The sequence below is a fragment of the Acinetobacter sp. UC24323 genome, assembly GCF_024151445.1.
GTDB lineage: Bacteria > Pseudomonadota > Gammaproteobacteria > Pseudomonadales > Moraxellaceae > Acinetobacter > Acinetobacter baumannii.
The window spans coordinates 101,651-125,427 of the sequence record NZ_JAHIBY010000003.1 but is presented as its reverse complement, the minus strand read 5'-3'; the positions used below and the strand labels follow the sequence as shown (position 1 = coordinate 125,427).

Here is a 23,777-nt window from a genome sequence, read left to right as displayed (position 1 = left end):
AAAAAAGCCGATGAAACATCGGCTTTTTTTATTTTATGCAGTCTTTGCCCGTGGGCTTGCTCCAATTTGCCAGACAAATGGTAAATCCGTACGGTTTACTTCCCAATCTCCAATCACCTTTTCTTTATAAATAAGCGGATTATGTGAAGACACAGTCCGAGCATTACGCCAGAAACGGTCAAGTTGTTTCACTTGGCTACTCGCCGATGCGCCTAAAGCATTAAATAACTGGCTTGTTAAATCGAGTACTAGATTAGAAATCACCACCTGCCCTTGTGCCGACTCAAGCTCGGCATCTACATTGAATTGATGCTCTTTCACTTCGGATTCGGCAAAATGACTTTCATAGGCTTTTTGCAGTGCCTCAGCGGTTTTTAAGGTAATTGCTTCACTTGCATACGCTTGAGCTGAGGCTTTGCCAACCACTTGTAAAACTTGTGGGTCGTGACGAACCAAGTCCCCATTACCATGACTAAAAATACGTTTACGTTCACGAATTTCCTGACTAAACGTCTCAACCGCGGCACGCGCAATACCCGTTAAAGTTGCAAGATGCACCACCTGATAAAAAGCGGTCTGATATTTAAAACGTTGGTCAAATGGAATGAGATTTGAAGCTGGCAAATGGACCTGATGTACTTTTAAAGTACCACTACCCGTTGTCTTTTGACCAAAGCCATCCCAGTCATCAATTACGCTCACACCTGTTTCATGGCGGTAAATAGCAGCAATCACATGACGGTCATTTACTTCATCGTAAGCAAATAAATCAATCCAGTCTGCAAAAATACTTCCTGTTGAATAGTACTTTTCACCATTTACCACCAAGTTACCCGAAGCGTCTTTGGTGACACGTGTAACGACATCACCAATCTGTACGTTTCCAACTTCTGTCCACGCATTCCCGACTAAATCACCTTGTACAAAGCGCTGAAACCAGACTTCCTGAGAATGCTCTTTATGAGCAACCAAGCGGTCTTCAACAAATGCAAAATGACCTCGTAAAGCTTGCACAATATTGGAATCAGCTTCTGCTAACTCTGCCAAAAGCTGGAACAGTTGAGGTAATGAAACCCCATCTCCACCATATTTACGGGGTATTCGTACAGCGCCCAACTTGGCTTCTTTTAACCACTGAATCGGCTCAAAAGGCAAGATTCGCTCTTTTTCCCGTTGAATTGCACCTTGTGCAATTTTTTCGAAAATGGGACGGAATCTGTTTGCAACCTTTTCGTAATCAGCACCGACCGACAGTTCTTCTAATTCAATTTGAGCTGTTGTCATCGTTATTCTCCTAATTCTGTTTTTTCTTTCAATTTAGCTCCATGCATGACGAGGTGGCTGAACCCCATTGAGATAATAGTTACCAACAATGTGATATTTCCAACGCACAGGGTCATGCAAAGTGTGGGTACGGGCATTGCGCCAGTGACGGTCAAGGTTGAGTTCAGATAAAGTAGAACGCGTACCCGATAACTCAAAAAGTTTATTGGCTGCCAAAATAGCAATTTCTGTGGTGAGTACTTTTGCCTCGGCAACCAATAGAGTGGCTTGGTTTACATGTTCTTCGGTGGTGTTGGCAATGGCCTGATCAATTGCATCTCCAGCCAAATCCAATACCGCTTCTGCTGCACGCAGTTTGATTTTTAGGTCACCAATATTTGCAATGGTGTAAGGGTCATCACTGGCTTTTTCCAGATCTGAATCAATCCATGCACGGCTATGATTTTTGACATATTGAATCGTTTCTTCAATTGCACCACGTGCAATACCGGCATCGACCGCAGCCTGAATAAACTGAGAAATAGCACCTGCTGGTGTTGGGCGCTCAAATGCTTGGTAAATCGGGACTAAATATTCTTCACGTACTGGAACCTGATTCAGCTCTACCGTGCCGCTAGCCGTGGTACGTTGTCCAAAACCAGACCAATCATTAATAATATTGACCCCAGATGTTTCACGTGGCACAAGTGCAGCATAAGGTTGTCCTTGTTCATTTATAGCAACAATTGGAATCCAATGTGCAAGCAAGGCACCCGTTGCAAAGAATTTCTTGCCGTTAATTTCATAACCGTGCTCGGTCTTTCGTAATGTGGTAGTGAGGTCCGCGACTGTCTTACTGTGTTTTTCGGAAAATGCATTCCCAAAACGAATTCCTCTTAACACCAAGTTAAAGAAGAATTGTTGCTGTTCAGGTTTCGCATCTAGTCTTAAATGTTCAATAAAAGCCAAGTGGTTTTGAGGCAATTGAGCAAGAGAAGGATCAACACTCGCAATTGTTTTGATCACTTCCGCTAAAGTTCGATACTTGACTTGCGCCCCACCAAATTGCTTAGGTACTGTAATGGCCCATAGACCACTTTGTGAGAACTGTTGAATTTCATTTAAGGGTAAACGGCGCTCTCTATCTCGATCTGATGCTTCTGTGGCAAACTCTTGAGCAAGTTGCTTGGCAATCTCTATTGCCTCTTCATCAGAACGAATAATATGTGCGTCTTTTGACTGCTCGAATACAGATAAAGGAACCGCTTGAGAGCGCCCATAGGACGAATTTAGACTGGTCATAACTTTTATTGTCTCTATTTCTTATTTAACATGCCCTTCACCTTAGCACTAAAAAAACGGAGACTTTATAGATATTAAAGCTTTGTTTATGAAATGAATTTTCAAAAGCTTTTCATATTTTTTACTATAAAAATAACATTTTGTTTTTCGAAAATTTTCTTACAGGAGATAAACAATTTCTTATAGGCTTTTTAAGTTTTGTCACCTATGATCAAACCTAGGCAATATTATGTTGTAGTCAATGAGGTATCGAAGATATGGCAAAGAATGCAAGTTCACCTGGCAAACGATTTATGAAACTTGCAGGAATGACCGCGAGCATTGCAACAAAAACCGTTTCTAACTCGATTCGAAACCTGACTGCGGATGAAGAACAGAAACTGGCTGCAAAAACAAAATTATTTCAAGATATCGGACTTCAAATTGCAGACACCTTGGGAGAAATGAAAGGTGCGGTCATGAAGGTCGGGCAAATTGCATCGCAATATAAAGACATCTTCCCGCCCGAAGTCGCCAAAGCGATATCAAAACTACAACGCCAAGCTCCAGCTATGCCTTTTGCAGCGATTCAGCAACAAGTTGAACGTGAGCTTGGCAAACCGCTGAATGTTGCCTTTAAATCTTTTGAACAAGAACCTTTTGCTGCTGCATCGATTGGGCAAGTTCACAAAGCTGTTCTGCCAAGTGGCGAACAAGTTGTGGTTAAAGTTCAATATCCCGGTGTTGATGAAGCCTGTGAAAGTGACTTAAAACAAGTACGTTTAGCCCTTCGCTTAATGGGTGTACTTAAGATTGATAAAAAGCTACAAGATCAGCTTTTTGCAGAGATTCAAGATAGTCTATCAGCAGAACTTAACTATGAAATCGAAGCTCAAAATCTTGAGGTCTTTAAAACTTTTCATAGTAAATTAGACGACAAAATTATTATCCCGACTGTTTATAAAGATTACTCTTCAAGACGTATTTTAACCTTAAGCCTTGAACAAGGTGACAGTATTGAAATTGCTAGTTCTTGGCCTATCGAAATTCGAAACACAATTGGCCGTCGTCTAATCCGCGCTTTGGGTCAAGAAATGTTCTTTTTAAAACGTTTCCACTGTGACCCTCACCCAGGTAACTTTGCCTTCCGCCAAGATGGTAGTGTGATTATTTATGACTATGGCAGTGTTAAAACACTTTCCAATGAAATTGTGTATAGTTTCAAACGACTGGTGAATGCAGCTCGCCATGAAGATATCGACTTAATTGAAACAGAATTACTCGAACTACATTCACTAGCAGAAAAAGGTAAATTCCCGAGTGACCTTTATAAGCTCTGGATTGAAGTGTTATTGCGTCCGCTTACAACAACCTATGATTTTGCAGAGAACTCATCACATCATGATGGCATGCTACTCGTGAAGAAATCTTTAAAATATTGGGATGTCTTTAAGCCTTCACCAGATACATTAATGGTCAATAGAACCATTTCAGGACACTACTGGAACCTCATTCACTTAAAAGTGCATGACAATCTTAACGATCTATTTAAAGAGCTTGTACCACTTTCTAACTAACTTAATTTACTTATCAATGTAGCCTTTTTAGGGTTACATTGACTTATTAAGTGTTATGTTATAACATTTCTTTAATCAAAAATAATTTAGGACAATCTCTCATGCGTAAAGATATTCATCCTGCTTACCAACAAGTGTTATTTCATGACACCAATGCAGACGTATACTTCTTAATTGGTAGTACTATTCAGACTAAACAAACCAAAGAATATCAAGGACAAGTCTATCCTTATGTGACTCTTGATATTTCAAGTGCTTCACATCCTTTCTATACAGGTGAAGTACGTCAAGCAAGTAATGAAGGACGTGTTGCAAGCTTTAATAAACGCTTCGCCCGCTTCAATCGTAAAAGTTAATCTTACGTTAAGTTTTAACCAATACACTTAAATCATTGGAAGCCTAAGACTCATCTCCTCCACTTAGGCTTCTTTTTTTATGTGGATTTTTTCTATATTTTTTTCAGTTGTGTATAAACTAAAACTTATCCACATCTTGTCTAAAAAATATTCTCAATTTTCCAAATATCCCATCATTTTTTATAGCTCTCAAGCTTTCAAAACATGTATTCAATGCTATGCTTAAGCCCCATTTGATAGGAAGTTTAAGATTATGGCACAAGAGTTACTTGCCCAATTACAAGCAGGCACAGCAAAATTTTCAGATGTTTTAGCTTATATTGAAGCACGCTACCAACATACTCCAACAGCTTTTCAAAATGGCGCACAGCATAACGCTGCAACTGAAAATCAAGGCAGTGCGAAAGTTTTCTCTTTTGCCAAGTTACAAGGTTTAGACCAAGCACAAACTTTAAGTTTATTTGCAGAGCACTACGCATCTGTATTGGCTACCCCAGAGGGAACTGACCACCAAAATATTCGTCAGTTTATGCAAAATGGTTGGGATGGTGTGAAGTTTGAAGGTCAAGCTTTAACTGAAAAGTAATTAAGAATTTGTGAATACACGAGGGAGTCTTACCGTTTATTCTCAAATGAAAGTAGCTAATTCTGTTACTTTGGTTTTGCCCAAAGTAACCAAAGGCATTTGTCATCAACAGAACCTGTTCCCTGTTTACACTTATCAACTATCTTGCAAAAACAAGATATAGCTGATTTCAGTCAGGCTGTTGATGACTTTAACGCGTATCAAATCCCAAAAATAAATCAGAAGTTTTTAATTCGTCATTTACTATCGTGACAAGCGGCATGGATGCCGCTGTTTTGCTTACTTTTGATCTTTCAAAAGTAAGGTATGCCTATACAAATGCTCTTTGAGAATATCGTAAAACGGAGGCCGTGCCGTATATCTCGCTCCTTAAACATCCCAATAATCAGTTGCCCGCTACCCAATAATAAGTCGCCAACCCCAAACACGTAAAAATTAACGACCCAATTAAATGAATAGAAATAGCCAACATCGCCATTCCCCACTTACCACTTTGCAATAAGGTGACGATCTCAATTGAGAAAGTTGAGAATGTAGTTAAAGCACCACAAAAACCGGTAATCACAAAAAGCTTATAGTTCGGACTCAAATCACTATGAGCAAAATAAGCCATCGCAAAACCAATAATAAAGCCACCGACCAAATTAACAGTAACAGTACCCAACGGAATTTGCGGATAAATCGGGTTCAGTTTTAAACCTAAAAACCAGCGCAACCACGCCCCAAGAACTGAACCTAAGGCAATTGAAAGTAAAGGATAATACATAGAACCACCCCTTTAGTGAGATGCTAAAAGAGCAAACAAAAATGATGGGAAACGTGACATGGCGCACTCCAAAAATAAGCAGAGTACGCAATAACCTACGTACCCAGCGCTATAAATACATGAGGGTAACGTAGGCATCATTAGCCAATACGGCGGTTTTTCAAGGGAGGAATGCCATCTCCCTGTTTTAGGTATATTAAATCATCTAAAATTTGATTAAAACATACTTTTTAAATCATGGACGTTCATCATATTGCGGTAAATCGTCATGGATACATTCCCACTCTGCCTTTGAAGCAGCAAAAATATGCATAGTCGGTTTTTGGTCTAATGGTGTATCTAGTGTCCCAATTCTTAAACGATACAGTTCAGGCTGAGCATCACGCGAGCTAATAAGCGGTGAACCACATTCGCTACAAAACCAACGGTACACACCATTCACAGCAAATTTTTTGATAAGGTCTTCACCTTGCGTAATTTTAAAATCTGCACTGTTGATAGGAGCATTCGTTGCAAATGCTGTTCCATTGGATTTTCGGCAGCGTTGACAATGGCATTGGATAATATCTCCGATATCGCCTTTAATTTCATAGCGAATACCCTGACATAAACAACTTCCCTGATAGACTGGCGATGCTTGAGACATACGATTCCGACTCCTATTATTATTGATCGCTCAAAAATAACACTTTTCACATATCAAACATAGCACCGAATTCGTTGTTATTTTTCTAAGAATGAATGCACACCTTCACCAGCTGCTCGTCCCGTAGCAAAGCATGCTGTCAGCAAATATCCTCCTGTAGGAGCATCCCAATCCAGCATTTCGCCACAGCAAAAAACACCTGAAGTTTGTTTCAACTCTAAACTTTCAGTTAATGCATCTTGCTTAACACCACCAGCACAGCTAATCGCTTCTTCAATAGGCCTAAAGCCATCTAACTTAATTTGAAGTGCTTTCATTTTTTGCGCCATCGTCTCTGGTTGACTCCATAGTGCTTTATCAACCACTTCTCTAATTAAGTTAATTTTAGCTGTGTCTAAGCCTGCTTTACGCCAGATATTGGTGAGCGATTGCTTTTTGCTAGCCTGTAACTTTTTAACTAACTGTGTAAGCTCTACATCAGGCAATAAATCTAAAAATAGATTTAAGCTTTTTCCTTGTTTTTGTTGTTCTCTTAAGGCACGTCCGAGTTTATAAATGACCCCACTTTCTAAACCGTAGTGAGTAATCACAATATCACCATGAGTAACTTGGCTGGGTTCAACCCACGCATTGATACGCTTTAAAGGCTCACCAAAACAGCTTTCCATAAAAGCTGACCAAGTATGCAATACCCCTGCATTACTTGCTTGAAAAGGTTCAATACTAGATTGATCCATCCATTGTTGCCAAGCACCATCACTGCCCAATTGAGACCAAGAGACAGCTCCACAAGCCAACACGACTGCATCGTATTGCTGGGTAAAGGTTGCAGTGTTCTGTTTATTTTGGTTTTCTAAAGTCACTGTTGTACCTTGCAAATTAATACAACGATGACGATAAAAGAATTTAACCTGCTGTTCTGCTAACCGTTTTAACCAAGCGCGAAGCAAAGGAGCAGCTTTCATTTCAATAGGAAAAATACGACCGGAACTACCCACATACGAGTCTATTCCCAATCCTTTCATCCAGTTCTGAATCCAGACTGCATCCCATTTTTCAACCCACGATTTGAGCCATTCTGCATGGTCATAACGTTCAATGAACTGGGGTAATGGTTCAGCATGCGAGATATTTAGCCCTGTTTTACCAGCCATCAGAAACTTACGCGCAGCCGAAGGTTTTTGCTCAAACACATCAATTTCATAAGCATACTGACTCAGTACCTCAGCTGCCATTAACCCAGCCGGACCAGCACCAATAATGGCAATCCGCTTATTCGCCATACACTTGCCCTTGCAGCGGTGCAAACTCATCAAATCGAGTTTTATAACCTTCAGGCTTGGTCATAATGAGCTGTTGACAAAGCTCGCCACGCTCTAAATATTTAATTTCAAAATGAGTACGTGCAGAGGTTTGCGCAATTTTTTCTTTTTGGTAAGGCAGCTTCCACACATTTAATAACTGTTGTTCAGCTTCTTCAATATATTCAGAAATATTGCTTGCCAATGTAATCGTTCCACCTGTTTTCAGGCGTGATAACAGGAACTCAAAAAATGGCATGTTCAACCAGCGTTGTGCCGGATTATGGGGTTCTGGGTTCGGATAGAGAATAAAAAAATGTTCTACTTGAGCAGGATGTAGAGCATGTACAACCCAAGGTAAAGCATCTGCATGTACAGGCACCAAGTTGTCTCGTGGTTCCAAACCATGCTGCTTTTGCATGGCCAAGAATTTTTCTCTAGTTCGTTCAATTGCATATAACGTGTGCTGAGGATTTTGCCCACTAAATAGCAAAGCATGTTTACCTTTGCCTGCCCCAATTTCTACACAAATCGGAGTATTTTCAATTGGGGTAAAATCGCGAGGCGCTTGCATACGTTGTGCTTGAAATTGACGAATCTGCATAATCACATCAAACTAAATAAAAATCGGCACAAGTCTAACAAGTCACCTGACTTTTGCCTAATCTATTTCTCTTCACTTTGAGGTTACTGCTTTATGCCACGTACATTTCCCTGCCCACGCTGTGGTGAACCAAGTGTTTGGGAAGGTAATGAATTTCGTCCGTTTTGTTCTGAACGTTGCAAACTTATTGATTTAGGCGCTTGGGCAAACGATGAATATAGACTGCCTACCCAAGATGCTCCTCAGCAAGACAAGGGTAGTCAGCATGAAGATGATTATGAGGATTAACCCGCTTTACCTGCGACAAACGGGTTAAATTGTTTTTCATAGCCAATGGTACTCATTGGTCCATGCCCTGAAATAAACTGGGTTTCATCTGGTAAGCTAAAACACTCACGCTGAATTGATTCAATCAGTTGATCATGATTACCACGTGGAAAATCTGTTCTTCCAATTGAGCCTTTAAACAGGACATCGCCAGTCCAGAGTAAACCATGATTCTTGTTATAGAACATGACGTGACCTGGTGTATGTCCTGGTGCAAAACGCACTTCAAACTCATCTTCACCCAGTTTTAGCACTTCACCGCCTTCAAGCCATTGATCGACTTTTACAGGCTGTGGGATTGGAAAACCATAACGTGCCGAAACTTCCTGAATCATATCAAGCCAGAACTGATCTTCTTTATGCGGACCAACAACAGGAACACTCCACTCTTTTGCGAGTTCACCCACTGCCCCTGCGTGATCTAAATGCCCATGAGTAAGCCATAACGCTTTTACTTTTAAACCTAAGGCTTCTACTTCTTTCTTCAAAACAGCAGCGTCACCGCCAGCATCAATCAAAACTGCTTCTTTTGTTTCACTGTCCCAAACTAAAGAACAATTTTGAGCAAAAGCAGTAACTGGAACAATTTTGACTTGCAGCATAAGAACCTCTGGCTAAAACGCAATTAACGGTGGGCTAAGGTATAGGTAAGGGCATCAAGATTAGCCTGAACTAAACCTGCAATCAAATCAATATGCGCTTGATCACTGTTTAAAGCAGGAATGTAAGCATAGCTACCACCACCAGCTTGCTGAAATAACTCAGCATTTTGAATAGCGAGCTCTTCAAGCGTTTCTAAACAGTCAGCAGAAAAAGCTGGACTTAAAACCTGTACTGACTTAACGCCTTGCTTCGCCCAATCTTGCAAAAGTTGGTCTGTATAAGGTTTAACCCATTCTTGTTTGCCAAAACGTGATTGGAAACTAATTGCCCATTCATCATCTTTTAAATGCAAAGCTTCAGCGACTAACTTTGCGGTAATACGACAACGGTCTGCATAAGGGTCGCCTTTATCTGCATAAGGCTGTGGAATACCATGAAATGACATCAACAGCTTTTCAGGTTTTCCATGTTGCTCTTGGTAAACTAGAACACTTTCTGCCAATGCCTGAATGAACATTGGATGTTGATAATAATCTTTAATAATGGTCAGACCCGGCAAATTTCGCTGAGTAGGAATCCACTTAGCAAATGCGTCGTATAACGGTGCTGTAGAAGTGGCTGAATATTGAGGAAATAAAGGCAATAAAATGACATGCTCTTGCGGATTAGTCGCCAGTTTTTCTAAAACTGCATCAATACCCGGATTACCATAAGTCATAGCGGGCAACACAGTTAAATCAAACTGTTTATTTTCACGCTCTAAATAAGCCTGCACACGTTGAGTTTGCTCAAATACAATTTCACGCATTGGTGAATCGGTAGACCATACCGAAGCATAGGCATGCGCTACTCTTTTTGGGCGAAAAGGCAAAACAAACAGATTTAAAATAATCCACCAAATGAATTTTGGAATTTCAATTACACGTGGATCAGATAAAAACTGCTTTAAAAAACGGCGCACCGCTGGGACAGTTGCCTCATCCGGTGTGCCTAAATTCGCTAAAATGACAGTAACTTTCGGTTTTTGTTCAAACGACATGTGTAAATGCCTTTCAGTTCATCTTATGACACTAATGTAACAGCTTTCATGGTCATATCTAAATTGAATCGCTCTAAGCTTTTAATCGAGTACTCCGATGATTCCATTTATAACTGAGCAAGAGCTTTTGGGCTTTGGTCGTTACTTTCCATAAACTATGTTGTTGATCAATCTTGGTTGGAACAATCCATCCTTGTGATTGCATTTGCTTTTTAATACGAAACAGGGCTTTATGATTAATTTGTGCACCTGCCACTGCATGTGCTCTAGGCAACTCTTGGCGAGCGTCTTCTAACCCGTCCTGATTTAAATACTCATTGAGGCAAGTCCCAAAGTTCTCTTCTGGCATGGCTGTCTCAAAATGTTTAGCCAAAATACTTAACAGTTGAGACCAAGTCATTTGTCTCTGGCGCTTAAGCTCTTTAAAGTTGCCATCTTGAAAAGCCTGAATTTGATATTCAAAAGCAAAAACATCTTGCGGTGCCACTTCATTTGCTTGAATTGATGACTCTGATAACTGTTGTTCTAATTGTAAAACTTTACTTTTTAATCGATTAATTTCATCTTCCAAATGATGCGCTTGGCGTGCAGGCACCCAACCTTGCCCCATATACTGTTCAACCATTAAAGGCATATTTAAACGGACAGCAAGTTCTAAATCACGTGGGCTTTTAAAATAAAAAATATGATTCGCTTCATGTAATAACTTTTTTCGGAATGCCAGAAATTTCTCTTTAAGCTGCGGATGAGTCTCTTGTAAATGCATATCACGACTTTCAGGTTGTTCATGCATAAAGACGACAATGGGCTTCGCCCGACTTAACGCATATTCATACTCTAAAGAAAAATAACTCGCCCCTGAAATTGATTGCTCCCCATACTGACTACCCAGCAGCAAAACAACATAATCCGATTCATCAATTTGCCGACGGGCAAGCGTCGTTGTTAGAGGATTTCTATATTCTAACCCCCAAGCAAAAAATCCCATATTGACTAAAGTTTGGGAAAGAACCATACGCTCAGGTTGCATCTCGCGACCTGAGGTTGAAATAAAAATCTGATAGCGTGTATCGAGCATAGCAATACCCTTATCGCCCCATAATCTTGATATGGCCTGAATCAGCCAAGATTATGAACCGCCCCAAATAAGAAAAATAAATATAAAAAAACGCTTTCTTCTGAATGCCTACAACAGAGTTCAACTCAGATTGTGCAGCGTCCATGTCAATTCTTGTGGAATCATATTTTGTAAAACAGGTTGTAATGCATCTGCATTATTACCACTTACATAACATTCAATACGTGCAACATTCTGACGTATTTGGTCACATAATAACTCATTTTTTATTAAAATACGGGCTGTTTGTCGGGCAACTGCCAAACCCGAATCAACCAGTGTGAATTGGTTATCAAAAAGATGATGAATAGCTTCATTTAAGAACGGATAGTGCGTACAACCAAGTACCAAATAGTCCGCGCCTTGCTCAACTGCAGGTTGTAAAACTTCTCTTAATGCATTTAAACAAACAGGGCTCATTTGCTGCCCTGCTTCTACACAAGGTACAAGCTCTAAACTCGTTAGAGTCATCACTTTAACACCCGCTGGAACAGCAAACTTTTCGACAACATCTTTAATGAGTTGTCCACGAAAAGTAGCTGGTGTTGCCAATACTGCAACCACTTTAGAACGAGTTTGTAATACGGCAGGTTTTAGTGCCGGTACTAAGCCAACAATCGGGAAGTGTTCGCCATAATGTTCTCGTAAATGATCAAGGCTAAATGCGGAAGCCGTATTACAAGCTACGACCGCAATTTTACAGCCCTGACGATATAACCAGTCGACGGCACGAGCAGTCAGTTCTCTGATTTCTTCATCAGAGCGAGGACCATACGGAACATAGGCTGTATCTGCATAATACACAATACGTTCGTTTGGCAAATATTTGGCAATTTCTGCTGCAACTGACATACCTCCAATACCTGAATCAAAAATACCAATTGGGGCATCTGCTAATGCTTTAGGCATAGGTTCTAATTCAGTAAATAAAGGCTGTATGGCTGTCATGGCAGTACTAGAGAGTTTCGGAAAATTTCACTCTATAAAGCTTAAACCTCAAGTGCCTAATTGCAAGTGCAAATTACCACTTTTTAACTGCAAAATGGTTTCGCCTTTATCATTTTCGACCAGTGTTCCATAGTTCACGAGATGATAGAAAGCCTGACGTTGAATAAGCGCATTAATACCAAATCGAACATGGACATAAGGACGTAACTCTCCTGCATATTCCCGCATAAAAATCGGGTGTTCTGCATCAACTAAAATCACATCCTGATTGGTCGTCGTCAGTTGTAGAAACTCATCACCTGAAATTTCAATCTGATCTACCTGATTGACTAATAAAGGTTCATCTTCAACTTCGATTTCAATTTGTTCTACAGGGGTTTTCAGGTAGAATTTACCCTCTTCTTTCCATAGGACTTTGGTAAACAAATCCAATAGGGCTTGGCGCTTGATTAATTGACCTTCGTGCCACCATTCTCCATTGGCTTTCACCGTTAAATCCATTTTACCGCAATGCTTTGGATGCCATTGCTCTAAAGGTGGGATTGACCTTTTGTGACTTTGCTGTACACCTTTTAAGTATTGTGCAATGTTCATTAAGTTTTTATCATCAGATAACGGTATTTTTCCCATATCCGATGGGGAATTATTTTGATTTACCATAGTTTATGCCTTGCTGACGAAAAAATATGACGACTCAGCCAATTGGCTAGATCATGGTTTAAAACTATACTAGCCCAAACGATAAAAGGCACAATAGCATATTTGCGCCTATGGATTAAAACACTCACGGCAGCACCGGATGATCTGACATTACGGTTGCCACCTTTAAGTATTGAGGAGTCCTACATGGAACACATCGAACGTGAATCGATGGAGTTTGACGTTGTCATCGTAGGTGCAGGACCTGCAGGTCTATCTGCTGCGATTAAGATCCGTCAATTAGCGATTGAAAATAACTTACCCGATCTTTCAGTTTGTGTAGTTGAAAAAGGCTCTGAAGTAGGTGCGCATATCTTATCTGGTGCTGTACTTGAACCGCGTGCTATTAATGAACTTTTCCCGAACTGGAAAGAAGAAGGCGCGCCTCTTAATGTACCTGTAACTGAAGACAAAACATTCTTCTTGCTTTCAGAAACTACTTCTAAAGAAGCACCTCACTGGATGGTTCCTAAAACCATGCACAATGACGGGAACTATGTTATCTCGCTAGGTAACGTTGTTCGCTGGTTAGGTCAAAAAGCTGAAGAATTAGAAGTTTCTATCTTCCCTGGCTTTGCTGCATCTGAAGTGCTTTACCATGAAGACGGTACTGTAAAAGGTATTCAAACTGGTGACATGGGTATTGGTAAAGATGGCGAGCCTACACATAACTTTACTCCGGGTTATGAACTTCACGCTAAATACACTCTCTTTGCTGAAGGCTGCCGTGGCCACTTAGGTAAACGCCTAATTGCAAAATATAATCTTGATAAAGATGCAGATCCACAACATTACGGGATCGGGATTAAAGAACTTTGGGAAATCGACCCAGCAAAACATAAACCGGGTCTAGTGATGCACGGTGCTGGTTGGCCATTGTCTGAAACTGGTTCTTCTGGTGGTTGGTGGTTATACCACGCTGAAAACAACCAAGTGACTTTGGGTATGATTGTGGACTTGTCCTATGAAAATCCACACATGTATCCATTCATGGAAATGCAGCGCTGGAAAACTCACCCACTCATCAAACAGTATTTAGAAGGTGGTAAACGTATTTCTTACGGCGCACGTGCTGTAGTGAAAGGCGGTTTCAACTCTTTACCTAAATTGACTTTCCCGGGTGGTTGCTTAATTGGTGATGATGCAGGTTTCTTAAACTTTGCGAAAATCAAAGGCTCACACACTGCCATGAAATCAGGCATGTTATGTGGTGAAGCTGTATTTGAAGCAATTGCTGCCGGAGTTGAAAAAGGTGGTGATCTTGCGGTTGCTCGTGTAACCGAAGGCGAAGATTTATTCGTTAAAGAATTAACTTCTTACACAGACAAATTTAACAACAGCTGGTTAAAAGAAGAGCTTTATAACGCTCGTAACTTTGGCCCTGCAATGCATAAATTTGGGCAATGGATTGGTGGTGCATTTAACTTTATTGACCAAAACGTCTTTAAAGTGCCATTCACTTTACATGACTTGAAACAAGACTTCGCTGTATTGAAAACTGTTGATGCAACGAGCTTCAAGCCAACTTATCCAAAACCAGATGGCAAACTGACATTTGACCGTTTATCTTCTGTATTTATTTCAAACACTGTACACGAAGAAAACCAGCCAGCTCACTTGAAGCTTACTGATCCTTCAATTCCAGTAAATGTGAACTTACCGAAATGGGATGAGCCTGCTCAGCGCTATTGTCCTGCTGGTGTTTACGAAATCATGGAAAATGATGACGGCTCTAAACGCTTCCAGATTAACGCAGCAAACTGTGTTCACTGTAAGACCTGTGATATTAAAGACCCATCTCAAAATATTACTTGGGTAACACCTGAGGGTGGTGGTGGTCCGAATTACCCTAACATGTAATTCCTTGCGCCGCTTTAGCTGCGGCTCATATCCTAAGATGTAACAAAAAGCCCCGATTATTCGGGGCTTTTTTTATTGGAATCCGCTTATTCAAAAGGAGGTATTTTCGTTACGTTTAAATTAAGATTCCTTTTGTAGAAAATAAATGTGCCTAATAAAAATAAGCCGAGAAAACCAAAGTTTCGCGCTAAATCGAAGTACCAAACTGATTTACCAAATAATAAATCGAGAATTAGTAAAAACCCCATAAACCTTGTGTGTAAGATCAAACTCATTTTAACTTTAGGTACAGGAGCAAAATGTGTATTGCTATAACCTAATATAACTGAACCAAGAGTGATCAAAATAAATAGAATTAAGATAGTGATATTCTCGGATAACCAAGAAACTTCAATACGTAACAAACCTGCAATACAGAAAAACCAAAGACAGATAATTAAACTCTGTTTTACAAAATAATCATTCACTTTATAAAGGCATCTAAATATTTAGTTTTTAGAATTATAAAACGATTCTTATTTGAAAAATATTATCATTTTAAATTAAAAATTAATTTCTAATAGAGCTTCTAATATGTATGGGTAGAAGCTCTATTCTATTTTTTGTTGTTCTATCCTTTTTGTACCAGATAACGGTATTCTTTATGGTTCTGCTCATCTAGAACTTCTTCTTTTAATAGGAGTTCATGTCCCAAATGCATACAAAACTTAGGGATATCCCAAGAAGTCGAAGGGTCAGTCGCCAACACTTCAACAACATCTCCTGATTTTGCTTTGCGAATCGCCTGATGCAGCATCATGACAGGTTCCGGACAACGTAAACCACGCGTATTAAGTTGTACAGTAGGTGAAATAGGTTGTTCTGACATAACAAACTCGAACAAATAGAATTTTCACATTTTAGCATAAACCCATCACTGTCTTATGAACTGTAACTGGTGTTTACATAACAATATGTGTTTTGTCTTTTACTTTGTTTTATAGATGCATAAGGGCTTTTTCTTCGGTATGATCAGTGTATTCATTTGATACATTGAGTCTTTAGGAAAGATCATGCAAGAGGAACCGAGTCCGTCGTGGGGTATGCGAGGCTTACGAAAGTGGTTAGGTACAGCGCCAGAAACCCGAGATGAATTATTAAAACTAGTCCAAAATTCACGTCGTTTTTTAGAACCTGATACTGTTGCCATGCTTGAAGGTGTTCTTGACCTTCCTGCTACAAAAATTCGTGAAGTCATGACGCCACGAACAGCAATGATCAGTATGCAAGAAGATGATCAGTTACTTGATATTCTTCACGTATTGGTTGAGTCTGCTCACTCACGTTTTCCAGTTTTCTCAGCTGACCAACCTGATAATGTTGTTGGTATTTTACTGGCAAAAGATTTACTACCATTTTTGACTGAACCAAATACTAAATTAGATATTGGCTCGCTCATGCGTCAGCCATTATTTGTGCCTGAAAGTGCACGTTCAGATCAAGTTCTTCGTATGCTTAAGCACACCCAGACCCATATCGCGATTGTGATTGATGAATATGGATCAACAGCGGGACTGGTTACGCTTGAAGATATTCTTGAAGAGATCGTTGGTGAAATTGAAGACGAACATGATACTGCGGATGAAGATGCACAGTATATTGTTCCAGATAACGACCATACAATAGCGAATGCATGGATGGTGCAGGCACTTACACCAATTGAACACTTCAACACTGTTTTAGATGCTGATTTTTCTGACGATGAAGTAGAAACTGTCGGCGGTTTATTGCTTCAAGAAATTGGTCTAGTTAGTGATTTACAAGGTCAGACTGTTGAGCTTGGAAATTGGTTATTTACGATTGTTGAAGCAGATGCCCGCACTATTCATCTGATTCGAGCTGTACGTCAATGAGAGCATACTTTGAAAAGCTGTTAGATTCTTCGCAACAACAAAAACAGCTTCCTTTAATTTTTCCATTGCTCATTGCTTTATTTTCAGGTGCCGTGTTCAGTTTTGCACTGGCACCTTATTATTGGTGGTGGCTGGCAATTTTGTCTCCTGCCCTACTCTATGCGACATTGCATAACCGCTCAGCCAAACAAGCATTTGCAATTGGCTGGAGTTATGGTTTTGGTTTATGGTTTGTAGGGGCTTTCTGGCTCTATACGTCGATCCATGTATATGGCGATACCAATGCTTTTCTAAGCGTATGTATGATTGCGGTTATGGCCCTTGTAATGGGCTTATTTACAGCATTTCAGACATGGATTTATCGACGCTTCTTTCCTGAAACACCGCTGACTTTCGCCCCTCTCTGGATTATTTTTGAGTGGGCTAAAACTTGGGTATTTACCGGTTTCCCTTGGCTATTTGTAGGTTACGCTTTTACTGAACGTTTACTCGATGGTTATGCGCCGCTATTTGGTATTTATGCAATTTCCTTTGTAGTCATTGTATTAGCATGTGCTTTAGTTGAAGTTCTACGTAAGCGTATTTTCTGGGTTATCCCTGCTGCCCTGTTAGTTTTAGGTGCATGGGGAGCATCATATATTCAGTTTGTACAACCTAAAGCGGCTAAACCGCTTAGCGTTTCGCTCATTCAAGGTAACATTCCACAAGATTTAAAATGGCTAACCGAATATCAAGTTAGAACATTAGAAATTTATGCTGGTTTGACTCAATCTGAATGGGGCCGTGACCTCATTGTATGGCCTGAGTCTTCAATTCCACTCTTCCAAACCGACATTGAACCGTTTTTGGATGCAATGGATGCACAAGCTAAAAAGAACCATACCGCTTGGGTAACAGGCATACCTTATTGGGATGTAGCGAAATCGCATCAAGTCGGAAGTCCACTGTATTACAACAGTATTATGGCCTCTGGCAGCGATTCAAGCGGCCTTTATAAAAAGCAGCGTCTCGTACCTTTTGGTGAATATATTCCGCTGTCAGGTTTGCTTTCTTGGGTTTTACCAGCCATGCAAAATGATATTAGCATGAGCGGTTTTACACGTGGTGAGAGTGATCAGAAACCACTTTTAATTAAAGGGCATGCACTTGCGGCTGCAATTTGTTATGAAGTGGCATATCCGAACCTGACACGCCGTAATGCAGAAGACAGTGACTTTTTGGTGACTGTATCTAACGATGCTTGGTTTACCGGAACAGCTGGCCCATGGCAACATTTACAAATGGTGCAGATGCGTGCGAAAGAAAATGGTCGCTGGTTTATTCGTGCAACTAACACAGGTGTAACAGCGTTTATTGATCAAAATGGTCATATCACCGAACAAGCACCGATTGATAAAGAGTTTGTCCTGAGAGGCGATTTACCAGCCATGCAAGGTCAAACTCTCTATAACCGTCTAGGTGATTATCCAATTTTAGGATTTGCAGTATTACTGCTGGTTTTAGGTTGGATCTATCGTCCACGTAAAGTAGACGTGTCTTACAAATCACGTCGCTAAATTATAATAACTTTGTACCCAGAGGTACTTCAAACTCTGGGATACAAAGTGCTACATCCCCATCTGCATTATGAAACCCTGTTACCAAACATTCCGATTGGATAGGACCAATTTGTTTCTTAGGGAAATTCACTACCGCAACAACTAATTTACCAATCAAATCCTGCGGTTGATAAAGTTTTGTAATCTGTGCACTCGATTTACGTACACCCAATTCTTCACCAAAATCTACATGCAAAATATAGGCAGGTTTTCGCGCCTTTTCAAAAACCTCAGCTTGAATAATTTTACCAACGCGCAGTTCTACTTTTAAAAAGTCATTCCACTCGATTTGTTCCATTTCATATTTCTCATCTTCTTAAATTGCTGATTTGAAGCATATAATATGTACAAATGAAGAAACACCCTGTTTTAAGTCCAGTTAAAAAATAAAACGTAGACGTTGAGTCTACGTTTTATTTAAAAATTCGGTTTTAAAATAAGATTAAAAAGCAATCGATAATTGCAAAGATAAATAAGCAACTAAACTCGATAAAAAAACCATCGGCACATAACGATAAGCTTTAAAAAGCAATTGTTCGTATTTAGAAGCCATCTGTTTAGTTTGCCATACACTCGTTTTTAGTGCGGTAAAGAAGCTCACCATTAACCAAGCGCTTACAATACTTAAGGCAAAGAAACCAATCATGATTTGGCTACTTCCCTCAGTACTCAACCATAGCTTTAATGAAACTTCAGCAATGGGTAATAATGCTAAAATCAATAGGACAGATTTAAGCATCGCCCAATGAAACTGATTCAGCTCATCAAGTACGAGAAATGCTTTCATTTAATCTCTCCCATTCATTGAATAAAGTGCTTTTTATTTATTATGCAAAGCTTTTATTTAAATATATAGCTTATTTTCTCTTATATTTTAACTTTCTTGTAACTATTAAATATGGGAATAATTCTTATTTTAAATCTCAAATCTAGATATTAACTTTTTTACTTTATTTTCAATACATTATTATATTTTTATGATTAAGAAAGATTATCAATTCGGATTATTGTTTTATCTTATTAACCGAATCGATAATCTCTCTTACATTTTAATTAAGGCTGATAATAAATATCGGCATCGTTACCTTCACCACCTTCTTTACCATCTGCGCCAAATGAATATAGATCAAAAGGATGGCCGTCTTTTCCAGGTACGACATATTGGATATCATTTTTCCAGCTGTCTTTAGGATAACCACCTTTCACATAACCACCCGGCATCCAGTTTTTTGCTGTAGCAGGTTGATTAATAAGCGCATCTAAACCACCTTCTTGCATGGTTGGGAAATGCCCATTATCGAGCTTGTATTGATCTAAGGCACCCGCAACCCCTTTCAAGGTAATTTGAGTCGTATCAATTTTAGCTTTTTCACTACGGCCCATGACGTTCGGTACGATTAAAGCAGCCAACACGCCTAAGATTACAATCACGACCATAACTTCAATAAGGGTAAAGCCTGAGACACGTTTCATTCGAGCACGGCTCGAACGTGTCGCAAGTCCGAAGGCACTTGAAGAGCAAACATCTGATACAGAGCTATGCTCGGAATGGCACGTTGGTTCAAACTGATTTGAAACCACAGATTCACTATGTTGTTTCATCGCTGTTTCGCTTTGAATATTTTTTACTTTCATCATTATCTCTAATATCAAAGTTATTAAATCATATTGTTCATATTTACGATTGGCAGCATAACCGCAATTACAATAACCAGTACGATGCTTGCCATTAACACCAGCATAAGCGGTTCAAGTAATGCCAATAAGGTTGAGATAAATGTCGTCACCTCGCGGTCTTGCATAGTCGACGCACGTTCAAGCATACGGTCAAGCTCACCTGATGCCTCACCACTTCGAATCATTTGTACCATCATTGGTGGGAAATAACCACTGCGCTCCAGTTGCGTACCGAGGTTACCGCCTTCGGTAACACGCTCAGCAGCATGGGCAATAGAGTCACGGATAACCCAGTTATTGGTCACAGCAGCACCAATCTTTAAGGCATCTACCAATGGCACGCCTGAACGAGTCAAAATAGATAAAGTACTGGCAAAGCGCGCAGCATTAATACCACGGGATAGTTTACCGAATAATGGCAATTTGAGTGTTAATCGATCAAAAGCATAATGTCCCGCAGTAGTTTTTAAAAAACGGACAAAAGCCACTACTCCTACAATTGCAAAAAGAATAATAAATACCCATGCATGACGGATAAAATCACTCGCTTTCATTAAAGCAACTGTAATCCATGGTAAGGCATCTTTGCTTTGATCGAAGGTTTTTACAATCTCTGGGACCACATAAGTCATTAATCCCATCACAATACCGAAAGACATCAGCATTAAAATGATTGGGTAAATCATGGCACCTTGAACTTTCTTTTGCATGGCAAAACGGTTCTCGGTGTAGTCTGATAGCTGATCTAAAATGAGATCTAAATGCCCCGAACGCTCACCTGCCGCAACCGTTGCAATATAAAGATCAGGAAAACGCCCGGACTGTTGCATCCCTTGTGCAAGTGAATGTCCTTCCAATACTTTTGAACGAACTGAGAGTAAAAGATTTTGCACATGCGCTTTTTCACTTTGTCTGCTCACGGCGCGGAGAGCTTCTTCTAAAGGAATTGCAGCAGCAACCAAAACCGAAAGCTGTCTGGTCATGAGCGCCAAATCGTAAGCACTAAACTTTTTTTGGAATAATCCGTGGCTTTGATGCTTATCTTTTTGTTCAACCGGGTCAACGCTAATCGGAGTCCATGCTTTATCGCGTAATTGTTGGCGAATCTGACGTGCCGAGTCTCCTTCAAGCACCCCCTTTTGCTGCTTCCCTGAAGCATCAATAGCAGTAAATTGATATGCAGGCATGGTAATGTTCTAATTTTCCAAAAATAATAGTCGCTGCTGTTGCATCTATGCTACGCAATCATTCATATTCATTCTATAGCCTGTGTAGAATACCCAAGTCCTCTTCACGACGCTATGCCGTTTTTTAAAATTGACGAAATGAGCCTCTATGACCATAACGCCAAAGCCTGATTCAGTTGTTTATCGTGTGCGTGTTGCCGTACCTGTGCATCTGTACGACACTTTTGACTATACACTCACCAAAGCACAATATGAACGGGCTCAAGTAGGTTCACGCGTCGCAATTTCATTTGGACGGCAAAACCTGATTGGTATCATTACTGAAAAAGTTGACCCACAAGAATCATTTACAGGTCACTTTCAGCTTAAGGCCATTTCTGAACTTTTAGATGATGAGCCTATTTTAGATGAACAAGTTTTAAATTTATTGACATGGTCAGCACAATATTACCAATTTCCGATTGGCGAGGTGATGCAGACTGCTTTACCTGCGTTATTGCGTCAGGGCAAACCCATGGATGTTTTATTTCATCTATGGAAAATCATTCCATGTGACAATGCCGAAGCTTTACTAAAACGTTCAATCAAACAGCAAGATGCTTATCAAATTTTAAAATTACATCCTGCCGGAACCACTGAAAATATTCTCAATTTAAGTGGTGTAGAAACTGCAACACTTAAAGCACTGCAAAAGAAAGGTCTCGTAGACTGTACGCTTGAGCCTCATGACTTTAGCCCAGCCCCTGTGCAATTGGCGCAAATGCCACTCACGCTCAATGAAGACCAAAAGAAGGCCACTCAGCACGTCCTTAATGCACAGCATCAATATCAAGCGTTTTTGTTGGATGGTTTAACCGGAAGTGGTAAAACTGAAGTTTATTTGCACATCATGCATGAGGTGTTAAAGCAAGGTAAGCAAGTACTGGTGTTAGTTCCCGAAATTGGTTTAACCCCTCAAACCATTTCGCGCTTTAAGTCTCGTTTTAACTGCGACATTGCTTTATTACATTCAGGCTTAAATGACTCTAAACGCCTACAAGCATGGCAACAAGCACAGACTGGAAAGGCCTCTATTATTTTAGGAACACGTTCAGCCATTTATACCCCGCTGCCACGTTTGGGCCTTATCATTTTAGATGAAGAACATGACCTTTCTTATAAGCAACAAGAAGGTTTCCGTTACCATGCACGTGATGTCGCGCTTTATCGAGGACATTTACAAGGCTGTCCTGTTCTTTTAGGTTCAGCAACCCCAAGCATTGACAGTTATCACTTAGTCGAAACTGGCAAGTTAACTGCACTTCAGCTGAACCAGCGTGCAGGCCATGCGCTTTTACCAAAAATGCATTTGATTGATCTTAAAATTGTCAAAAAACAGCATGGTATTAGTCAGCCTTTAATCGAACAGATTAAAAATACCCTAGCAAGAAAAGAACAGGTTTTAATTTTCTTAAACCGACGTGGTTATGCACCTGTTCTGGTCTGTGAAAGTTGTGGTTGGCAAGCGAATTGTCCTCATTGTGATGCACATTTTACGTTGCACACTCAGCCCTACTCTTACTTACATTGTCACCACTGTGGCACAGTTCATCGCTTGCCAGACCACTGCCCTGAGTGTCAGCAAAAAAGCCTCAAAACTTTAGGTGCTGGCACAGCCAAGGTTGAAGAGCATTTACAAGAATTATTCCCAGATCATGATGTGATTCGGGTCGATCGTGACAGCACCAGCCGAGTCGGTAGCTGGCAAAAAATTTATGATCGCATTCAACAAAATAAACCTTCGATTTTGCTCGGTACGCAAATGTTGGCAAAAGGTCACCATTTTCCGCATGTGACCTTGGTTGCTATTTTAGACATCGATGCAGGTTTATTGAGTGTCGATATTCGAGCGCCAGAGCGTACTGCTCAATTGATTGTACAAGTGGCTGGTCGTGCAGGTCGTGGAGAGCATAAGGGGCATGTTTATTTACAGACTTTAAGGCCAGATCACCCTTTATTGACCACACTCATCGAAAAAGATTATCGGGCAGTCGCGAAACAAACATTGGCTGAGCGTAAAGTTGCATTACTGCCGCCTTATCGCTATGCCGTACTTATACGCGCTGAATCGAAAGATCGTGACTATACCTTGCATTTTTTAAATGAAGCTGCCGAGCAACTTCGCCAAATTGTAGGTGACATTGTTGATATCTGGGGGCCAATTCCAGCGCCAATGGAACGTAAAGCGGGACGTTACCGCGCACATATGGTGATTTTGTCTGCTGACCGCGCTCGTCTGCATTTTTACTTAAGACAATGGTGGGCTCAGTTGGTCCATGCGCCAAGACAGCATCAACTTAGACTCTCAATTGATGTTGACCCGCAAGAATTTAGTTAGATGATTTGAATATCATGGTGTGAAGAACACTTTTTCCCTTTACACTTAAAAAAGATCAATACATTCGGGGCAA

At 40.3% G+C, this 23,777-nt stretch carries 25 protein-coding genes, 1 pseudogene and 1 riboswitch; of the genes and pseudogenes, 8 read left to right on the top strand and 18 right to left on the bottom strand.

Annotated elements, in window-relative coordinates:
* Positions 1-33: 33 nt before the first annotated feature.
* Both KNQ97_RS05715 and KNQ97_RS05710 read right to left on the bottom strand, forming a co-directional pair.
* Complete coding sequence (locus KNQ97_RS05715; protein WP_199988978.1) at positions 34-1,284, bottom strand: acyl-CoA dehydrogenase family protein; 1,251 nt, start codon at positions 1,282-1,284, stop codon at positions 34-36.
* A 33-nt stretch (positions 1,285-1,317) separates the two neighbouring features.
* Positions 1,318-2,565, bottom strand: a complete 1,248-nt coding sequence (locus KNQ97_RS05710) for an SfnB family sulfur acquisition oxidoreductase (protein ID WP_253611968.1) — start codon at positions 2,563-2,565, stop codon at positions 1,318-1,320.
* A gap of 257 nt (positions 2,566-2,822) precedes the next feature.
* Here KNQ97_RS05710 and KNQ97_RS05705 point away from each other — a divergent pair, with 257 nt between their 5' ends.
* From KNQ97_RS05705 to KNQ97_RS05695, 3 genes are all read left to right on the top strand, one after another.
* Complete coding sequence (locus tag KNQ97_RS05705) at positions 2,823-4,121, top strand: AarF/ABC1/UbiB kinase family protein (RefSeq protein ID WP_253611967.1); 1,299 nt, start codon at positions 2,823-2,825, stop codon at positions 4,119-4,121.
* A gap of 101 nt (positions 4,122-4,222) precedes the next feature.
* Positions 4,223-4,477, top strand: a complete 255-nt coding sequence (locus KNQ97_RS05700) for a type B 50S ribosomal protein L31 (RefSeq protein WP_001224256.1) — start codon at positions 4,223-4,225, stop codon at positions 4,475-4,477.
* 253 nt (positions 4,478-4,730) lie between these two features.
* On the top strand, positions 4,731-5,063 hold the full coding sequence (locus tag KNQ97_RS05695; protein ID WP_000046495.1) for a HopJ type III effector protein: 333 nt from the start codon (positions 4,731-4,733) through the stop codon (positions 5,061-5,063).
* A gap of 135 nt (positions 5,064-5,198) precedes the next feature.
* Here KNQ97_RS05695 and KNQ97_RS05690 read toward each other — a convergent pair.
* From KNQ97_RS05690 to KNQ97_RS05670, 5 genes and pseudogenes are all read right to left on the bottom strand, one after another.
* Positions 5,199-5,325: pseudogene (locus KNQ97_RS05690) on the bottom strand (hypothetical protein).
* Between the two features lie 123 nt (positions 5,326-5,448).
* Positions 5,449-5,829 carry a fluoride efflux transporter CrcB gene (gene crcB / locus KNQ97_RS05685; protein WP_000291735.1) on the bottom strand — a complete coding sequence of 127 codons (381 nt, stop codon included), beginning with the start codon at positions 5,827-5,829 and terminating at the stop codon, positions 5,449-5,451.
* Between the two features lie 124 nt (positions 5,830-5,953).
* Positions 5,954-6,020: riboswitch (Fluoride riboswitch) on the bottom strand.
* Between the two features lie 44 nt (positions 6,021-6,064).
* Complete coding sequence (locus KNQ97_RS05680) at positions 6,065-6,475, bottom strand: GFA family protein (protein ID WP_000075982.1); 411 nt, start codon at positions 6,473-6,475, stop codon at positions 6,065-6,067.
* Between the two features lie 77 nt (positions 6,476-6,552).
* Entirely contained in the window at positions 6,553-7,758 is a 1,206-nt protein-coding gene (locus KNQ97_RS05675; RefSeq protein ID WP_253611966.1) for a TIGR03862 family flavoprotein, read from the bottom strand.
* Positions 7,748-8,386, bottom strand: coding sequence for an SAM-dependent methyltransferase (locus KNQ97_RS05670; RefSeq protein ID WP_165946677.1), 639 nt, complete (start codon positions 8,384-8,386; stop codon positions 7,748-7,750). The genes KNQ97_RS05675 and KNQ97_RS05670 overlap by 11 nt, the downstream gene beginning before the upstream one ends.
* An 87-nt stretch (positions 8,387-8,473) precedes the next feature.
* On the opposite strand from KNQ97_RS05670, the gene KNQ97_RS05665 reads away from it, so the two are divergent.
* Complete coding sequence (locus KNQ97_RS05665; protein ID WP_001138289.1) at positions 8,474-8,668, top strand: DNA gyrase inhibitor YacG; 195 nt, start codon at positions 8,474-8,476, stop codon at positions 8,666-8,668.
* Here KNQ97_RS05665 and KNQ97_RS05660 read toward each other — a convergent pair.
* The 5 genes from KNQ97_RS05660 to KNQ97_RS05640 all read right to left on the bottom strand — a co-directional run bounded on the left by KNQ97_RS05660 (position 8,665) and on the right by KNQ97_RS05640 (position 13,074).
* The gene (locus KNQ97_RS05660; RefSeq protein WP_000942273.1) at positions 8,665-9,309 is read right to left on the bottom strand and encodes an MBL fold metallo-hydrolase; all 645 of its coding nucleotides are present in this window, start codon (positions 9,307-9,309) and stop codon (positions 8,665-8,667) included. The two genes, KNQ97_RS05665 and KNQ97_RS05660, sit on opposite strands and share 4 nt — an antisense overlap.
* Positions 9,310-9,332: 23 nt before the next feature.
* On the bottom strand, positions 9,333-10,349 hold the full coding sequence (hemH, locus tag KNQ97_RS05655; RefSeq protein ID WP_086442565.1) for a ferrochelatase: 1,017 nt from the start codon (positions 10,347-10,349) through the stop codon (positions 9,333-9,335).
* 73 nt (positions 10,350-10,422) lie between these two features.
* On the bottom strand, positions 10,423-11,427 hold the full coding sequence (locus KNQ97_RS05650; RefSeq protein ID WP_000887664.1) for a DUF4062 domain-containing protein: 1,005 nt from the start codon (positions 11,425-11,427) through the stop codon (positions 10,423-10,425).
* A 120-nt stretch (positions 11,428-11,547) separates the two neighbouring features.
* Complete coding sequence (gene murI / locus KNQ97_RS05645; protein WP_000125345.1) at positions 11,548-12,414, bottom strand: glutamate racemase; 867 nt, start codon at positions 12,412-12,414, stop codon at positions 11,548-11,550.
* A gap of 48 nt (positions 12,415-12,462) precedes the next feature.
* Positions 12,463-13,074, bottom strand: a complete 612-nt coding sequence (locus KNQ97_RS05640) for a DUF1285 domain-containing protein (RefSeq protein ID WP_000248028.1) — start codon at positions 13,072-13,074, stop codon at positions 12,463-12,465.
* Between the two features lie 186 nt (positions 13,075-13,260).
* Between KNQ97_RS05640 and KNQ97_RS05635 the strand changes: the two genes are divergently transcribed.
* Complete coding sequence (locus KNQ97_RS05635; protein WP_000400008.1) at positions 13,261-14,973, top strand: electron transfer flavoprotein-ubiquinone oxidoreductase; 1,713 nt, start codon at positions 13,261-13,263, stop codon at positions 14,971-14,973.
* 86 nt (positions 14,974-15,059) lie between these two features.
* Here the strand turns inward: KNQ97_RS05635 and KNQ97_RS05630 are convergent, their stop codons facing one another.
* A complete protein-coding gene (locus tag KNQ97_RS05630) occupies positions 15,060-15,440 on the bottom strand; it encodes a hypothetical protein (RefSeq protein WP_032030923.1) in 381 nt (126 codons plus the stop codon).
* A gap of 143 nt (positions 15,441-15,583) precedes the next feature.
* Complete coding sequence (gene tusA / locus KNQ97_RS05625; protein ID WP_000003406.1) at positions 15,584-15,841, bottom strand: sulfurtransferase TusA; 258 nt, start codon at positions 15,839-15,841, stop codon at positions 15,584-15,586.
* Between the two features lie 184 nt (positions 15,842-16,025).
* Between tusA and KNQ97_RS05620 the strand changes: the two genes are divergently transcribed.
* Both KNQ97_RS05620 and lnt read left to right on the top strand, forming a co-directional pair.
* Positions 16,026-16,865, top strand: coding sequence for an HlyC/CorC family transporter (locus tag KNQ97_RS05620; protein WP_001154809.1), 840 nt, complete (start codon positions 16,026-16,028; stop codon positions 16,863-16,865).
* Positions 16,862-18,421: an apolipoprotein N-acyltransferase gene (lnt, locus tag KNQ97_RS05615; RefSeq protein WP_001203090.1), complete on the top strand. Its 1,560-nt coding sequence runs from the start codon at positions 16,862-16,864 to the stop codon at positions 18,419-18,421. The genes KNQ97_RS05620 and lnt overlap by 4 nt, the downstream gene beginning before the upstream one ends.
* A gap of 1 nt (position 18,422) precedes the next feature.
* Here lnt and KNQ97_RS05610 read toward each other — a convergent pair whose 3' ends face one another.
* The 4 genes from KNQ97_RS05610 to gspF all read right to left on the bottom strand — a co-directional run bounded on the left by KNQ97_RS05610 (position 18,423) and on the right by gspF (position 21,327).
* On the bottom strand, positions 18,423-18,761 hold the full coding sequence (locus KNQ97_RS05610) for a tRNA-binding protein (protein WP_000434938.1): 339 nt from the start codon (positions 18,759-18,761) through the stop codon (positions 18,423-18,425).
* Between the two features lie 144 nt (positions 18,762-18,905).
* Positions 18,906-19,250 (bottom strand): hypothetical protein, encoded by a 345-nt coding sequence (locus KNQ97_RS05605; protein ID WP_000643174.1) that lies wholly within the window; start codon positions 19,248-19,250, stop codon positions 18,906-18,908.
* A 266-nt stretch (positions 19,251-19,516) separates the two neighbouring features.
* Positions 19,517-20,098, bottom strand: a complete 582-nt coding sequence (gene gspG, locus KNQ97_RS05600) for a type II secretion system major pseudopilin GspG (protein WP_000865312.1) — start codon at positions 20,096-20,098, stop codon at positions 19,517-19,519.
* Between the two features lie 23 nt (positions 20,099-20,121).
* A complete protein-coding gene (gene gspF, locus KNQ97_RS05595) occupies positions 20,122-21,327 on the bottom strand; it encodes a type II secretion system inner membrane protein GspF (protein ID WP_005133260.1) in 1,206 nt (401 codons plus the stop codon).
* A gap of 148 nt (positions 21,328-21,475) precedes the next feature.
* Here gspF and KNQ97_RS05590 point away from each other — a divergent pair, with 148 nt between their 5' ends.
* The gene (locus tag KNQ97_RS05590) at positions 21,476-23,704 is read left to right on the top strand and encodes a primosomal protein N' (protein WP_065709106.1); all 2,229 of its coding nucleotides are present in this window, start codon (positions 21,476-21,478) and stop codon (positions 23,702-23,704) included.
* Positions 23,705-23,777: the final 73 nt, after the last annotated feature.

What these genes read in the sequence shown, in the direction of transcription:
- KNQ97_RS05605 (WP_000643174.1), bottom strand. Translation starts at nt 19,250, where the DNA reads ATGAAAGCATTTCTCGTACTTGATGAGCTGAATCAGTTTCATTGGGCG.
- KNQ97_RS05635 (WP_000400008.1), top strand. Translation starts at nt 13,261, where the DNA reads ATGGAACACATCGAACGTGAATCGATGGAGTTTGACGTTGTCATCGTA.
- KNQ97_RS05640 (WP_000248028.1), bottom strand. Translation starts at nt 13,074, where the DNA reads ATGGTAAATCAAAATAATTCCCCATCGGATATGGGAAAAATACCGTTA.
- KNQ97_RS05650 (WP_000887664.1), bottom strand. Translation starts at nt 11,427, where the DNA reads ATGCTCGATACACGCTATCAGATTTTTATTTCAACCTCAGGTCGCGAG.
- KNQ97_RS05590 (WP_065709106.1), top strand. Translation starts at nt 21,476, where the DNA reads ATGACCATAACGCCAAAGCCTGATTCAGTTGTTTATCGTGTGCGTGTT.
- lnt (WP_001203090.1), top strand. Translation starts at nt 16,862, where the DNA reads ATGAGAGCATACTTTGAAAAGCTGTTAGATTCTTCGCAACAACAAAAA.
- gspF (WP_005133260.1), bottom strand. Translation starts at nt 21,327, where the DNA reads ATGCCTGCATATCAATTTACTGCTATTGATGCTTCAGGGAAGCAGCAA.
- tusA (WP_000003406.1), bottom strand. Translation starts at nt 15,841, where the DNA reads ATGTCAGAACAACCTATTTCACCTACTGTACAACTTAATACGCGTGGT.
- KNQ97_RS05610 (WP_000434938.1), bottom strand. Translation starts at nt 18,761, where the DNA reads ATGGAACAAATCGAGTGGAATGACTTTTTAAAAGTAGAACTGCGCGTT.
- KNQ97_RS05665 (WP_001138289.1), top strand. Translation starts at nt 8,474, where the DNA reads ATGCCACGTACATTTCCCTGCCCACGCTGTGGTGAACCAAGTGTTTGG.
- KNQ97_RS05620 (WP_001154809.1), top strand. Translation starts at nt 16,026, where the DNA reads ATGCAAGAGGAACCGAGTCCGTCGTGGGGTATGCGAGGCTTACGAAAG.
- KNQ97_RS05660 (WP_000942273.1), bottom strand. Translation starts at nt 9,309, where the DNA reads ATGCTGCAAGTCAAAATTGTTCCAGTTACTGCTTTTGCTCAAAATTGT.
- KNQ97_RS05680 (WP_000075982.1), bottom strand. Translation starts at nt 6,475, where the DNA reads ATGTCTCAAGCATCGCCAGTCTATCAGGGAAGTTGTTTATGTCAGGGT.
- KNQ97_RS05705 (WP_253611967.1), top strand. Translation starts at nt 2,823, where the DNA reads ATGGCAAAGAATGCAAGTTCACCTGGCAAACGATTTATGAAACTTGCA.
- KNQ97_RS05700 (WP_001224256.1), top strand. Translation starts at nt 4,223, where the DNA reads ATGCGTAAAGATATTCATCCTGCTTACCAACAAGTGTTATTTCATGAC.
- hemH (WP_086442565.1), bottom strand. Translation starts at nt 10,349, where the DNA reads ATGTCGTTTGAACAAAAACCGAAAGTTACTGTCATTTTAGCGAATTTA.
- KNQ97_RS05715 (WP_199988978.1), bottom strand. Translation starts at nt 1,284, where the DNA reads ATGACAACAGCTCAAATTGAATTAGAAGAACTGTCGGTCGGTGCTGAT.
- KNQ97_RS05710 (WP_253611968.1), bottom strand. Translation starts at nt 2,565, where the DNA reads ATGACCAGTCTAAATTCGTCCTATGGGCGCTCTCAAGCGGTTCCTTTA.
- KNQ97_RS05695 (WP_000046495.1), top strand. Translation starts at nt 4,731, where the DNA reads ATGGCACAAGAGTTACTTGCCCAATTACAAGCAGGCACAGCAAAATTT.
- crcB (WP_000291735.1), bottom strand. Translation starts at nt 5,829, where the DNA reads ATGTATTATCCTTTACTTTCAATTGCCTTAGGTTCAGTTCTTGGGGCG.
- gspG (WP_000865312.1), bottom strand. Translation starts at nt 20,098, where the DNA reads ATGAAAGTAAAAAATATTCAAAGCGAAACAGCGATGAAACAACATAGT.
- murI (WP_000125345.1), bottom strand. Translation starts at nt 12,414, where the DNA reads ATGACAGCCATACAGCCTTTATTTACTGAATTAGAACCTATGCCTAAA.
- KNQ97_RS05675 (WP_253611966.1), bottom strand. Translation starts at nt 7,758, where the DNA reads ATGGCGAATAAGCGGATTGCCATTATTGGTGCTGGTCCGGCTGGGTTA.